At 72.7% G+C, this 13,514-nt stretch carries 10 protein-coding genes; 4 read left to right on the forward strand and 6 right to left on the reverse strand.

Annotated elements, in window-relative coordinates; all coding sequences use genetic code 11:
- Positions 1 to 12 precede the first annotated feature (12 nt).
- The 6 genes from SMIR_RS26450 to pgfA all read right to left on the reverse strand — a co-directional run bounded on the left by SMIR_RS26450 (position 13) and on the right by pgfA (position 9,965).
- Positions 13 to 789, reverse strand: coding sequence for a class I SAM-dependent methyltransferase (locus SMIR_RS26450; protein ID WP_168491197.1), 777 nt, complete (start codon positions 787 to 789; stop codon positions 13 to 15).
- Positions 786 to 2,192 (reverse strand): condensation protein, encoded by a 1,407-nt coding sequence (locus tag SMIR_RS26455; RefSeq protein WP_212727469.1) that lies wholly within the window; start codon positions 2,190 to 2,192, stop codon positions 786 to 788. Before SMIR_RS26455 ends, SMIR_RS26450 begins: the two co-directional genes overlap by 4 nt.
- On the reverse strand, positions 2,189 to 6,802 hold the full coding sequence (locus SMIR_RS26460) for an alpha-(1->3)-arabinofuranosyltransferase (protein WP_212728420.1): 4,614 nt from the start codon (positions 6,800 to 6,802) through the stop codon (positions 2,189 to 2,191). The genes SMIR_RS26455 and SMIR_RS26460 overlap by 4 nt, the downstream gene beginning before the upstream one ends.
- Positions 6,799 to 7,578 carry a class I SAM-dependent methyltransferase gene (locus SMIR_RS26465; protein ID WP_168491191.1) on the reverse strand — a complete coding sequence of 260 codons (780 nt, stop codon included), beginning with the start codon at positions 7,576 to 7,578 and terminating at the stop codon, positions 6,799 to 6,801. Before SMIR_RS26465 ends, SMIR_RS26460 begins: the two co-directional genes overlap by 4 nt.
- 5 nt (positions 7,579 to 7,583) lie before the next feature.
- Positions 7,584 to 8,735: a glycosyltransferase family 4 protein gene (locus tag SMIR_RS26470; RefSeq protein WP_168491189.1), complete on the reverse strand. Its 1,152-nt coding sequence runs from the start codon at positions 8,733 to 8,735 to the stop codon at positions 7,584 to 7,586.
- Between the two features lie 252 nt (positions 8,736 to 8,987).
- A complete protein-coding gene (gene pgfA, locus SMIR_RS26475; RefSeq protein ID WP_168491187.1) occupies positions 8,988 to 9,965 on the reverse strand; it encodes a cell envelope lipid trafficking protein PgfA in 978 nt (325 codons plus the stop codon).
- Positions 9,966 to 10,261: 296 nt separating this feature from the next.
- On the opposite strand from pgfA, the gene SMIR_RS26480 reads away from it, so the two are divergent.
- The 4 genes from SMIR_RS26480 (at position 10,262) to SMIR_RS26495 (ending at position 13,505) form a co-directional block, all read left to right on the forward strand.
- Positions 10,262 to 10,414 (forward strand): hypothetical protein, encoded by a 153-nt coding sequence (locus SMIR_RS26480; RefSeq protein ID WP_168491185.1) that lies wholly within the window; start codon positions 10,262 to 10,264, stop codon positions 10,412 to 10,414.
- Positions 10,415 to 10,476: 62 nt separating this feature from the next.
- Complete coding sequence (locus SMIR_RS26485) at positions 10,477 to 11,694, forward strand: PucR family transcriptional regulator (RefSeq protein WP_168500994.1); 1,218 nt, start codon at positions 10,477 to 10,479, stop codon at positions 11,692 to 11,694.
- A 162-nt stretch (positions 11,695 to 11,856) separates the two neighbouring features.
- Positions 11,857 to 12,633 carry an IclR family transcriptional regulator gene (locus SMIR_RS26490; protein ID WP_168491181.1) on the forward strand — a complete coding sequence of 259 codons (777 nt, stop codon included), beginning with the start codon at positions 11,857 to 11,859 and terminating at the stop codon, positions 12,631 to 12,633.
- Complete coding sequence (locus SMIR_RS26495; RefSeq protein WP_168491179.1) at positions 12,630 to 13,505, forward strand: SMP-30/gluconolactonase/LRE family protein; 876 nt, start codon at positions 12,630 to 12,632, stop codon at positions 13,503 to 13,505. Before SMIR_RS26490 ends, SMIR_RS26495 begins: the two co-directional genes overlap by 4 nt.
- The last annotated feature ends 9 nt before the right edge of the window (positions 13,506 to 13,514 follow it).

Here is a 13,514-nt window from a genome sequence, read left to right on the forward strand (position 1 = left end):
CCACCACATGGGCTACGTCCTTCGGGCGTGCAGGAGCAGGATGGAGGAGAGGGCGGGCGTCGCGCAGGCCAGGCGGTCCAGGGGGCGCAGCGGACGCGGTACGCCGTGGAAGGGTGCCCCGCTCAGTCGTACGACCTCGAAGCCCGCCGCGGTCACGAACTCCCGCAGCGCGCGGGCCGTGTAGAGCCGCAGGTGGCCCACGACCTCCCGCCCCGGGCGGCCGTGGATCGCGCGCAGGCTCACCTCCGAGAAGACGGGCTGGATACCGGCGAGCAGCAGGGCGCGGTTGTACCAGGCGGCGAGGTTCGGGGTGGAGAGCATCAGGTGGCCGCCGGGGCGCAGGACCCTGCGGATCTCGTCCAGGGCGCTGTCCGGGTCCACGAGGTGCTCGATCACCTCGCTGAACAGGACGGCGTCGGCCGAGGCGTCGGCGAACGGCAGTCCGCCGTCGGTGAGTTCGCCGCGGATCGCGTACGGCAGCCGGGCGTGGGCGCGTCTGAGGGCGTCCTGCGACCAGTCGACGCCGACGAGACGGTGTCCGGCGAGCAGCGGTGCGGCGGTCGCGGCGGCGGTGCCGTCGCCGCAGCCGATGTCCAGCACGGTCCGCGCGCCGGCCGTGGCGGGGCCGAGCGCTGCGGCCAGCATCCGGGCCTGGCGGAGACTGCGGGGGGTGCCGGAGGCGACGGGGACGCTCGGATCCTCGTAGAAGTCGCGAAGTCCCCGGCGGACGGCTGCCGTTGCCGAGGCGGCGGAAGGGGCAGGGGTGGGGGTCGAGGTCGTGGGTGTCATCGGCTGCCGTCCTCCTCCGTCGCGTGCAGATAGTGCTCGAAGAGGTCGCGGAGGTGGGCGCCGTCGCCGTGGCTGAGCAGGGTGCGCGACCAGCGCAGGGCGACGTGCAGGCGGCCCGCGGTGGACGCCGTGGTGACGGTCAGGCCGCGGGGTGTCCGGGCGGGCGCCGAGAACCACACCGCGTGCGCACGGCCCGCGTCCGCGCCGAAGTCCAGCGCGTACGGGATGCGGCCGATGTTGCTGAGCAGCGTGGTCGACGTCCAGGGGCCGGCCGCGCGGCGCAGGCCCCGGGTGAGGGCGGCGCGCCAGGCGACCGGGACCACGGGGGCGGTCAGGAGGGTCGCGCCGTGGCCGAGTTGGGGCCGGGACAGCGACTTGAGCGCACGGGTCCGTTCCGCCGTACGGCGCAGCAGTTCACCGATCCGTCCGGCGTCCAACTCCTCCACTGTGAAGGGGACTTCGACGAGTCGCGTCCCGTTGCCGATGGGCATGTCCGTGCCGCGGGGGCGGTCGTCGACCGGCATCGTGATGCGCAGGGGGCGCGGGCGGGCGCCGTGTTCCCTGTTCCAGTGCGTGATCATCAGGGCGGTGGCCGCCATGAGCTGGTCGTTCACGGTGTACGGGGAGCCCTTGGGGCGGTGCGGGACGCCGAGTTCGGTGACGAGGAGGCCGTTTCCGGGCGAGGGCTCCGGGGTGCCATGGGCCACGCGGGCGGGCGGGGTCCAGGTGGACGGGGTGTCGACCTGCACGGCCTTCGCCTCCGCCTCGGGTGGTCGTACGGGTGGTGCGGTCGGGGAGTTGTCCTTGCCGCCGTACAGCTCCGCGGCGGTGGCGAGGACGCGGAGGCAGGCGGGGCCGTCGAGGGCGGTGTGGTTGACGGTGAGGAAGAGGACGGTGCCCTTGGGGCGGGGGCCGGTGTGGGTACGTGGCGCGGCGCTTCGGCGCGACGCCGTACCCACCGCGTCCGTCGCCTCGCTGCCGACGGGCGGGCCCGCGCCGTCGACCACCTCCAGGCGGATGGGCGGCGAGGCGGACAGTGGCGGGGCGGTCAGCAGGGCGCGGGTCCGTGCGTGCTGGAGGGCGCCTGGGCCCGGTGTGGGGAAGGAGACGACCTCCAGGTCCGGATCGGGGGTGAGTTCCCACTCGTAGCGGCGGCGGTACCAGGGGCCCGCGGCCTCGCGCATCAGGATGCGGGGGTGCCGGTGCAGGGCCTCGGTGAACGCCGAGGTGAGGCGGGCGGGGTCCAGGTGGCCGGGGAGGTGGACCTCGATGTGGACGGTCTCGGGTTCCTCCTCCTGGAGACAGTGCCGGGAGACCTCGTCCACGACGGGGAACGGCACGCGGGCGGGGGGCCGGGACGGTCCGTCGGTACCGTCCCGCGCCGGGTGTTCCAGCGCGGTCATCGGGGTTCGTCCCTTCCCGTGTCGTCGTCCGCCGGGTTCCCCGCCTTGCGGAAGGCGATCCGTGCGGTGGGTGGCTCGACCTCGCGCGCGTCCGCCTCGCCCGCACTCGTGTCACCCGCGCCCGCCTCGCGCGGAGCGGAATCCGGGCCGCGTACGGCCGGGGCGGAACCTGGGCTGCGTACGGCCGGGGCGGAACCCGGGCCGCGTGCGGAGATGGTCGGGCTGGAGGCACGGTCGGGGCCGGGGGCCGGGGCCTCGGCTCCGGCTTGCGTGGCGCCCCGCCCGGGTCCGCGAGCCGGTGTCTCTCCGAGCGACTTGGTCTGCGTGCCGGGTTTCTCCCCGGGGGACGTGGTTTCCGGGTCGGGCTTCTCCTCCACCGTCCCGGGGCCGCCGTTCTCGCCGCGGCGGCGTCGGGGGAGCGGTGCCGTCGGGGCCTCGGAGCCCGGGGGCGGGCCGGGCGGGAGGACCGGGCGGGAGCCCCGGGGTGTCGCTCCGGAGGGCTCCTGGACGCTCACCAACGCGGCGAACAACCCGATCAACGCCAGCAACTGCGCCGCGGGCCCGAACGCGCCCTCGCTCGCGCCCGGTGGCGACCCGGCGCCCGTGGCGGCGGCGATCCCCGCCCCGGTGAGCGCGAGGAACGCGATCGGTACGAGGAGCGCGTGCCGTTTCCACGCGAGCAGCGCCAGCGCGGGGACCAGCAGCGCGAACGGTCCCGCGATGACCACGCCCACCAGCGTGAGCGCCACCGTGCCGAGCCAGAGCCCGGCGTCCGGCGCCGCCGGCTGCGGTTCGTCGGTGTTGGCCTCGCGGCGGCGCCACAGCACGAGCCCCGCGAGAGCCGCCACACCGACCCCGCCGCCGATCAGCCCGGCCTCGTACGTCGTCGAGGGCTCGTACGACAGCTTGACCGTGCCGCCCGCCCCGGCCGGGATCTGCCAGCCCTGCTGCCAGCCGTCGAGCCGCAGGGGCGTCAGCTTCTTGCCGCCCAGCGTGGCCTGCCAGCCGTCGTTGTAGTTCTCGTACGTCGTGAGGTACGAGGCGGCGCCGGAGCCGACCTTCACCTCGCGGCGGTCGCCCAGCCAGTCCACGATCCGCAGTTCGCGCCCGGCACCGGCGGCGGCCTCGACGGTGCCACGGGTGAGGGTGACGTCCGTGACCGCGAGGGGCCCGGCGTCTCCCGCCTCGACCCGGTGCGAGCCGGATCCGAGGTCCAACACGGGCTTCGAGGAGCCCTCTTGGCACAACGTCAGCTGGACCGGCCGCCGTTCGGTGAGATCCCCCACCGTGCCCTTCGCGCTCGTCTCGTACAGCTTCCCGTCGACCGCGAGCGTCGGTCCCTTCCCGCAGGCGAGCGAGAACTCCTGTGTCTCCACGGCCTGCGTGGTGCGGTACTCGGCGAGGGCCGGGAGGTACACCTCCGTCAGCCCGACCGGCAGTTGCAGATCGGCGCCCGCGACCGGGTTGTGGAGCGTCAGGGGCGCGGTCTCGGTGACGGTGATGTCGAGCTGGTTCGTGGTGATCGGGTCGAAGCGGGCCCAGCCGTTCTCGTCGACGCCGGCCACGGTGTCCCCGTCCGGGGAGCGGATCTCGATCTTCGTCGGGCGGGTGGAGAGGCCGCCGGCCGCGGCCAGGACCATGGACGAGACGGGCTTCTTGTCGGGCCAGCTCAGATGGATCGTCGGCCTGTCCCCGGCGATCCAGGCCGTGGTCAGGTTGCCGTCCGTGAGGTTGCGGGCGTCGAGGCCGGGGCCGAGGGCCGTCGTGGAGTCGGCCGTCGCGACGATCCGGTTCGACTGTTGGGGCGAGACGTCGTACAGGAGCTTGTCGAGTGCGTCGCCGGTGATCGCGACGGCGCTCGCGTTCACCTCGTACGATCCCGCCGTCGAGGTGGAGAAGGTGCGGTGCAGGCCCGCTTCCGTGCCCGTGGGGGCGAGGCCGGTGGGGTCGGTGGTGCGGTGCAGGGAGACGATCTCGGCGGCGGTGTCCGAGCCGGCGGCGTCGGTCGGGAGCTTCAGCAGGCGGGTGACCTGGACGTCCGGGAGGGCGATCTCGGAGAAGCCCGCGCCGGTGAGTCCGGCGCGCCGCGCGGTGGAGCCGACGATCGTCAGCTTCATCCAACTCGTCGCCCCGGCAGGCGCCTTGACGGACTGGGTCGTGCCGTCGGGTTCGAGATAGCTGGTGGCGGAGCCCTTCTCCGTCTCCACCCGGACCCTGGTCGCCGCGGACCGCATGCCGTCCTGCGGCAGCGGGGTGACCTTGAAGGACTTCGGCATGTCCAGGGACCCCTCGAAGCGGATCCGTAGCCACTGCCCGTTCGCGGACCCGGACGCGCCCTCCGCCCACGCGGTGTCGGGGTTCCCGTCGAAGGCGTTCACGGGGTCGTACTGGGGGAGGTGGAACAGCCAGTTGCCGGTGGAGGACGCGGTCACCGAGCGGGCGCCGCGCAGCTCGGCCACCGTCTGGTGCTCGATGCCCTTGGTCGGCAGGATCTGGTGCGGTTTCTTGCCGGCGTCCTGGGCGCTGCCGCTGTCGTTGCGCTGGTCGGGCGTGTACGTGTACGAGGTGTTGGAGTTGACCAGGCCGAAGCGGGTGTCGGCGCGTCGCAGCCCGTCGCCGACCACCTGGACCGCGGCGGTGCCGAGGCCGGGATGGTTGTCGCCGGTCAGTACGGCGGGGCGGCCGCGCATCGAGGGGTCGGCGGCCAGCGGCAGCAGCGCCTCGGGGCCGCCGGAGACGACGGCGGTGTCCGCGATGGCGCTCAGCCCGGCCTGTCCGGGGCGCGGTGCGCCGTTGCCCGCCGGTTCGTAGATCTCGACGGCGCGCTCGCGCGGGTAGAGGCCCTCGACCTGGAGCGGGGTGTGGTGGGCGATCCGGCCGCCGGTCACGACCGGTCCGAAGCCGGTGACCCGCTGGTAGCCCGACTGTTCCAGGGTCCGCTTCACGGTCTGGGTCGGGACGTAGCCGACCTGGTCGGGGTCGAGGTCGTTGCGGACGACGACGTAGTAGAGCCCGGCCCGGCTCAGATAGTCCCCCAGGCCGGGGACGTCACTGCCGGTCATGAGCGCCTGCTCGACGGCGTCCATGGCACGCCGGTTGCCGGGGGTGCCGAAGGGGACGTAGTCCCGCTCGGCCCAGCGGGAGTCGGCGAGCACGTCGAGGGGCTCGTCGATGGGGGAGCCCCAGGTGTAGAGGCCGTGCGCGGTGGCGGGGACGACAAGGGCACGGGAGTCGGGCGAGTACTTCTTCAGCCAGTCGGCGGTGGTCTGCCAGTACTTGGGGAGCTGCTGGAAGGAACCCGGGTTGAGGATCGATCCGTTGAGGTACGGCCAGGCGAGGCCGGGCAGGATCAGCACGGCCGCGACGAGGGGCGCGTAGCGGCGGCCGTGTACGGGGCGGGCGCCGCGTGGCTCCGCCGCGACCCCGGCGAGATGCGCGAGGCCGAACACGAGGGCCAGCGCGAGGCCCGTCTGGAACTTGTAGATGTTGCGGAAGGGGACCAGCCAGCCGTTCAGCCAGTCCTGGACCACGCCGTGGAAGGGCGCGCCGAACGCACCGCCGTACCCCGCGAGGGTGAGGAGCGCGACCGACAGCACGGTCAGGACCAGCCAGCGGCGCTCGGGCATGTCACGTCTGGCGAGCCCGGCGAGACCGAGTCCCGCCGCGAGCGCCGAGCAGACGATCACGATCACCGAGGCGGCGACGGTCCAGCCCGCCGGCAGCCAGGCCTCGCCGAAGTGGAGGTACGCGACCCAGTTCCCGGCGCCGCGCAGGGACTCCGTGGCCGACATGGTGGCGGTCGTGGTCCCCGAGGTCTCCACGTACGGGAGGAAGTTCTCGCCGTAGACCCCGAGCATCAGCAGCGGGATCACCCACCAGGCCGTCGCCAGGATCACGCCCGGCACCCACCAGGTGATCAGCTTGCGCTGTCGGGGTCCACGTGGACGGGACAGCAGATACAGCCCCACGGGGAGCAGCGAGGCGAGGGTCGCCGCCGCGTTCACGCCGCCCATGAAGGGAATGACGAGCGCCGAGCGGAGGGCGGCGACGCGGGCGCTGTAGCGCTCGTCGGTGAGGGGGAGCAGGACCCAGGGGAGGAAGGCGCCGGGGAGCGCGGCGGCGGAGGTCGAGCCGACGACGATCGTGAAGACCGGCCAGAGCGCGTACGCGACGGCGGCGAGCAGCCGGGAGGAACCGTTCCCGATCCGCAGCCGTTCGGCCAGCCGCAGGGCGCCCCAGAAGGCGACGGACACGACGATCGACAGCCACAGCCGTTCCGCCAGCCACACCGGGAGATGGATCAGCTTGCACAGGCCGTAGAACGGCAGCATCGGCCAGACGTAACCCACGTACTGGTCCTGGATGCCGCCGAAGCCGCCCCGGTCGTGCCACAACTGGCCCAGGTCGGACAGGAACTGCCAGGGGTCGAGCGCGACACCGAGCTTGGTGTCGAACGTCATGCGTCCGGGGTGCACGGCCAGGAACAGCACGAACACCACGGCCCAGAACCCCAGCAGCCAGCGCCTGGACCGCGGCCCGTGCGGGGGGCCGGACGTGGTCGAGACGGGGCGGACGGCCGCCGGGGGAGGAGCCTGGACCGTGGTCGTCATGGTGGACACCGCCGGAGGATGAGGAGGAGGTTCCAGGTGGCGAACTCCCGCAGCCCCGGCGCCCTGGTGACGGCGGAGGCGAGGATGGGCCAGTAGCGGGAGCGCGCCGAGACGACCGTGACGTCGTCGCGGGCGCGCACCTGCCGCAGGGTGGTGCCGATGTGCACGGCGAAGAGGTTCTCGCCGAGGGTGTGCTTGGCGGGCTTTCCGGTACGGCGGTGATAGCGGGCCCGCGCCCGCTCCGCGCCGAGGTAGTGCCAGGGCGCCCACTCGTGACCGCCCCACGGGGAGAGCCAGTTGGTGAACGAGACGTAGATCAGCCCGTCGGGCCGGGTGACGCGCACCAGTTCGCTCAGGAACGTCTGCGGATCGGCCACGTGCTCAAGGACGTTGGAGGAGAAGGTGACGTCGGCGACCCCGTCCGCGAGCGGCAGCAGATACCCGTCCGCGACGACCGCCGAGCCGTCGGGCTTCGCCCCCAACTCACGCACGTCCGGCTCGAAGAGATACGCGTGCGCCCCGCGCCGCCGGAACTCCGCGGTGAAGTACCCGCCGCCGCCCCCGACGTCCACGACGGTACGTCCCTCGACGCCGCCGTACGCCTCGACCTGGTCGGCTGCGTCGCGGGCCAGCAACGAATAGCAGCTCTCGGGGTCGTCCTGCTCCCGCATGAAGGCCCGGAAGAGCGTGAACGAACGCCGGAAGGAGGGGTCCTTCCATGCGGGGGGCGCGCTCTTGGCGGGGGCTCGGCGGGGTATCTCGGGGTCGCCGTCCATGGGCGTCACCTCCGCCAGGAGGTGGCCGCCTCCGTGGCCACCGCCCTGAACTGGCGGACCGTGTTGTTCCAGCGGTACTGGGCCGCGCGGTCGCGGGCGGACTTGCCCATGAGGGTGCGGCGGTGGGCGGACAGGGCGAGGGTGCACCAGGCCGCCGCGAAGGAGGACTCACCGCGGGCCAGTACACCCGTCTCGCCGTCGACCACGGAGTCGCGCAGACCGGGCACGTCGAAGGCGATCGCCGGGGTCTCGCGCGCCGCCGCCTCCGTGACCACCAGGCCCCAGCCCTCCACGGCGGAGGGATGCAGCAGCAGCCACGCGGCGCACAGCAGCCGGTGCTTCTCGGCCTCCGGGACACGCCCGGCGAACTCCACGTCGGGGCCGGCCAGTTGTTCCAGTCTCTCCCGCTCGGGGCCGTCGCCGACGATCACCAGCCGGCCTCCGGTGACGGGGCGGACCCGTTCCCACAGCCGCAGGAGCAGATCGATCCGCTTGTACTCGACGAGCCGTCCCATCGCCACGAACAGCGGCTCCGGCGAGCGCTCGGCGAGCGGCCCCGGCTCCTCGACCCCGTTGTGCACGACCCGGATGCGCTCCCGCTGCACCCCGATCGCGCGTAGCGCGTGGGCCGTCGACGGTGAGACGGCGACCAGCAGATTGCCGCGCTGTGCGCCTGCCAGTGCCCAGTGTTCGAGTCTTCGGCCGATCCGGGCGGCGGGCGCCAGCGGCCCGCCGAACCGCATCCGCCACAGGTCCGTGTGGACGTGGTTGACCAGGCACAGGGTGGGGCCGTGGTGCCAGAGCGGGGCCAGGTACGGCATGCCGTTGCAGACCTCGACCAGCAGGTCGCAGCCGCCGACCTGACGGTGGAAGGCGGAGCGGGCGCGCAGGAAGTGGCCCAGGTCGCCGCCCGCCGAGACGACCCGGTAGTCGTGGTAGGCCGCGGGCCCGCCGCACACCAGGGTGACCTGGTGGCCGAGCGAGGTCAGTCCCTCGGCGAGCCGGTCGACGAGGATCTCGGATCCGCCCGCGGACCGGTTTCCCAGGTCCCGGTGGGCGAGGAAGACGATGCGGCGCGGCTGTGGGGGAAGCGCCGGGAGGGACTGCGCGTCGCGCGGGACCGCGGCGCGCAGCGGGGAGGGCACGTGCTGGGGCATGGGTGCTCCAACTCGTCTCAGGGTGCGGAACTCAGCGTGGGGGGTAGGGCGTAGGGCGGGTCGGTCGCTTCGAGGGTGAATTCGCCGATCTGTGCGGGGTGAATCTGCCGATCTGTGGGGGATGCGGGTACTGGCTGTAACGGGAGTGTGGGCGGGCTGTGCTCGGGTGGGGGTGGATAGTTTTCGCCCGGCGCTGGGAAGCTGCTACTCACCGAGGTGACAAATTCCGGGCTTTGTGGAGCTGACAGGCCATCACATCGTGAGTGGTGAAGGGGAGTTACCGGGCGAACCGGGATCCCGTCGCCCTCGTACCACCAAAACGCCCCCCACAGCGGCGAGGGCGAACCCGAGCACACCGGCACCTATCGGCAATGTCTGCCCCACCAGGCGCAGTTGACCGCTCTCCTTCTTCGCCTGCTTCACCTGGTCCTTCTGGGTGGCCGTGGTGAAGGCCAGCTTGTCGGCGTCCAGGAGCAGCGTCGAGTCGTACGTGGAACCCGGGGCGCGCAACGTCCTGCGCGGACCGACCTGGGCGTAGAGCACCCGGCCGGTGCGCTGGTCGACGACCAGCTCGATGCCGTGGTTGGAGTACCACTCCTCGGCCAGCACCTGGGGGCGACCCGGCAGGTCGACGATGCTGCCGGGCACCAGCCGGGTGCCGATCTTCGTCGGGGGGACCGTGCCGGTGAAGCGGTAACCCGTGTAGCCCTGGATCTTCTTGGTGCCACGGTAGGCCAGCGTGATCGGTGCGCCGAGGGAGTTGTCCCACCAGCGGTACGCGTGTTTCTGCACGTCGAAGGGGAACTTGAGGTAGGCGTCGCCCTCGAAGTGCGGATTCTCCTGGCAGCAGTGCACCGGCTGGTTGGTCTTCCGGTCGGTGACCCAGCGGTTCGGGAAGAACTCCAGCGCGTCGTGCGGGTCGGCCGCGGGCAGCGACTTGTCCGTGTCGACCGTCGTCGTCACGTCCCAGACGGCGCGCCCGCTGTGCTCACTGTCGGCGACATCGCCTCTGACCTGCTGGGTGATGGTGATCCGCTTGTCGTACAGGGTCTGGATCTGCGCGGTGTCGAAATAGGCGCCCGTGCCGGTGTAGACGGCGGTCGTGTCGATGTCGATGGGATTCACGGCGGCCCGCGGTTCCACGTACCACGCGAGCATCGGGGCCAGTACGAGCAGAAACGTGCCGAGGCCGAGCAGGACCAGTGCGAGGGGTGAGGGTTTCCGGCGCATCCGGGCACTCCAGGGGCGTGAGGAGGCTCGACACACGGGTCACCACTGCTGATCACGGCCGGTCACGGCCGGTCGCGGGTGATGCGGGTGATGCGGGTGGAACGCGGTGATACGGGTGCGTCGACACCAGGAGGGAAAGTGCACGTGCGGTATGGGCCGGGAACCGTACGGGCACCCTTGACGGAGTGTCAATGCATTGTCGAGACTGAGGACTTGCCGGACGGGACCGGCGAAACGGGCTGCGCGGATCACGGGAACGGGTGGGGACGACCTCCGACAGAGAGGCTCACCCTGCGATGTCCAGACTGTTGGCCGCCGTACTCACCGTCGCGGCCGCCGCCGCGCTCGCCGTGGGTGCCGCACTCGGCCTCGTCGCGCTGCTCGACGCGACCCCCGACCAGCCGAACACCCCCCTGATCACGTACGAGCATGCCGACCAGGAGCACTGACCGTGCCGAGGGGCGCGCCGGAGACGGACCGGAAAGCGCAGGCCGGCCACGGGACCGTCGCCATGCGCTCGGCCTGGCATGACGTTCCCCGCGCCCAGGTGCGGCAGTTCGCGGCGATCGCCCTGGGCGAGGCGCCGGATCTCGCCGAGGAGATCCTCCGGGAGATCCGCCGCGAGTACCCGAACCTGCCCCTCGTCCTCGACGACTCCGGCGAGCCGATGGCCCTCGTCGGCATCCGCCGGGCCATCGAGGTCTTCGTACAGCACCTGGAGACGGCGGAGGGCAGGCCCCGCGTCCACCCCGAGGTCTTCCAGGAGTTCGGCCGCGGCGAGGGACTGCACGGCCGCAGCCTCGACTCACTTCAGGCGATCTACCGGCTGGGCGTACGCCTCGCCTGGCGCCGGTTCGCGGAGATCGGACAACGGGTCGAGATCCCGCCACCGGCGATGTACGAGCTCGTCGACGCGGGATACGAGTACCTGGACGGTCTGGTGGACCAGTCCGTACGGGGTTACGCCGAGGCCGCGGCCCGGCAGGCGGGGGAGCGCCTCCGCCTCCAGCGCCGGCTGATGGAGCTGCTGCTCGCCGAGCACCACCACCGGGGAGATCCCGCCGAGGCGCTCGTCGAGCGGGCCGCGCGGATCGGCTGGCCACTGCCGGACAAAGTCGCCGTCGGGGTGCTGCTGAGGCCGGCGCGGGAGGCCGTGGCGCCCGCCGTCGGGCAGGGGGTGTTGCTCGACATGGAGTACGAGCAGCCGCGGATGGTCGTGCCCGAGCCGGACGCCGCCGGGCGGCCGGAGCTGCTGCACCGGGCGCTCACCGGCTGGTCCGGGGCGATCGGGCCGCCGGTGCCGCTGGCCGACGCGGCGAAGTCGCTGCGCTGGGCGGATGCGGCGGTACGGCTGATGGAGCGGCGGCTGCTGCCCGGCGGGGAGGTGCTCCACTGCACCGAGCACACCGAGGCCCTGGTGCTCCTCCAGCCCGAGGAGCTGATCGACGACCTCGCCCTGCGTTGCCTGGCGCCGCTCGCGCACTGCGGGCCGACGCACGGCCGGCGTCTCGCGGAGACGCTGCTGGCGTGGCTGGAGACGCGCGGAGGTGCGCCGGAGGTTGCCGCGCGGCTCGGTGTCCACCCCCAGACCGTCCGCTACCGCCTCCGCCAGATCAGGGAGCTGTGGGGTGACGAGATCGACGACCCGGACCGGCGGTTCGAACTGGAGCTGGTACTCCGCGCGCAGCGTCTGCGCGGTGAGCTGGGTGATCCCCGCCCCCGCCGCTGACCTCCCGTCGCGCGCGGCCGGCTCCGCCTGCGCGCCAGTGCCCCTGTGACCCCCTGCACCTCACCGTTGCCCACCCATTGCCCGTGCAAGAGCACTATGAGTAGCCTGTGTTCGTCATGCCGATCGGCTGTTGAAATTTCGAACATAGGGAGGGGGCCGGTTGTGGGACGCCTCGTACCTGCCGTGACCCGAGCTCTCGACATACTCGAGCTCTTCCTCGACGGGGACGGGACGCTCTCCGCCCCCGACATCGTGCGCAAGCTCCAGCTTCCCCGGACGACGGTGCACGAGCTGGTCACCACGCTCGCCGCCCGCTCGTACATCGTGCAGGTTCCCGGCCAGCCGGGACGCTACCGCCTCGGGGTGCGCCCGTACCAGCTCGGGAGCCGGTACGCCGAGCAGCTGGACCTCGCCGCCGAGGGCCAGCAGGTCGCCCGGTCCGTCGCCGAGACCTGCGACGAGACCGTCCACGTGGCGATCCTGGAGGGCACGGACGTCATCTACATCGCGAAGGTCGACTCCACGCACGCCGTGCGCATGGTGTCCGCGGCGGGTCGGCGCCTGCCCGCCCACTGCACCTCCGTCGGCAAGATGCTGCTCGCCTCGCTTCCCGACGTCGAGCTGACCTCCCGTATCCCGGACAACGCGGACCTGGTCGCGATGACGCCGAACAGCATCACCGAGCCGGGCGCCCTGCGCGAGGCCCTCGCCGAGATCCGCCGCCGCGGCGTCGCCGTGGAGAGCCGCGAGTCGAACCCGGACGTCAGCTGCGTCGCCGCCCCGGTGCGCGACCGCACGGGCCAGGTCGTCGCCGCGCTCTCCATCTCCGTACCGATGATCCGCTGGAGCGACGAGCGCCGCGTGGAGCTGGAGCAGCTCGCCGCGAAGGGTGCCGCCGAGCTGTCCGAGCGGCTCGGCCACCGGAGCGTGGTGGGATGACCGCGACGACCGGCAAAACGGGCAACGCGGCCTTCGACGTCGCGGTGCGCGCCGAGGCGGCCCTCGGCGAGGGCCCGAGCTGGGATCCGGACGCGCAGCGGCTGATCTGGGTGGACATCCTCGGCTCCCGGGTCCACACGTACGACCCCGTCTCCGGGCGCCGCACGGTCATGGTCACCGAGCAGCACGTGGGCGCCGCCAAGCCCCGCGCGGGCGGCGGCCTGGTCGTCAATCTGCGGGACGGCGTGGCGACGTACGGCGGCGCCGAGGGCTTCCGGTGGCTGCACCGCGACCCCGTCCCCGGCCGCCGCGCGAACGACGCCGCGGTCGCCCCCGACGGCTCGCTGCTCTTCGGCACCATGCGCTACGACGAAGCCCCGGGCGGCGGCACCCTGTCCCGGATCACCGCCGACGGCGCGGTCACCGCGATCCTCGACGACGTCGCCGTCAGCAACGGCACGGGCTGGGGCCCGGACGGCCGGCTGATGTACTACATCGACTCCCCGACCCGCCGCGTCGACGTCTTCGACGTGGGTGACGGTCAACTCCCCCTCAACAGGCGTCCGTTGGCTGTGATCGAAGAGGGTGCGGGCTGGCCCGACGGGCTCACCGTCGACGCCGAGGGCTGTGTGTGGGTGGCCCTCTGGGACGGCGGAGCGGTCCGCCGCTACACACCGGACGGCGAGCTGGACCGGGTCGTGGAACTTCCCGTCCCCCGCCCCACCGCCTGCGCCTTCGGCGGCGCGGACCTGACCGACCTGTACATCACCACGGCGCGTACGGGCCTGGAGGCGCCGCATCCGCTCTCCGGCTCGGTGCTCGTCGTCCCCGGCGCGGGGAAGGGCCTGCCGCAGCCGCCGTTCGCCGGCTGACAGTTTTCC

Origin of the sequence: Streptomyces mirabilis (genome assembly GCF_018310535.1) — a bacterium.
Lineage (GTDB): Bacteria > Actinomycetota > Actinomycetes > Streptomycetales > Streptomycetaceae > Streptomyces.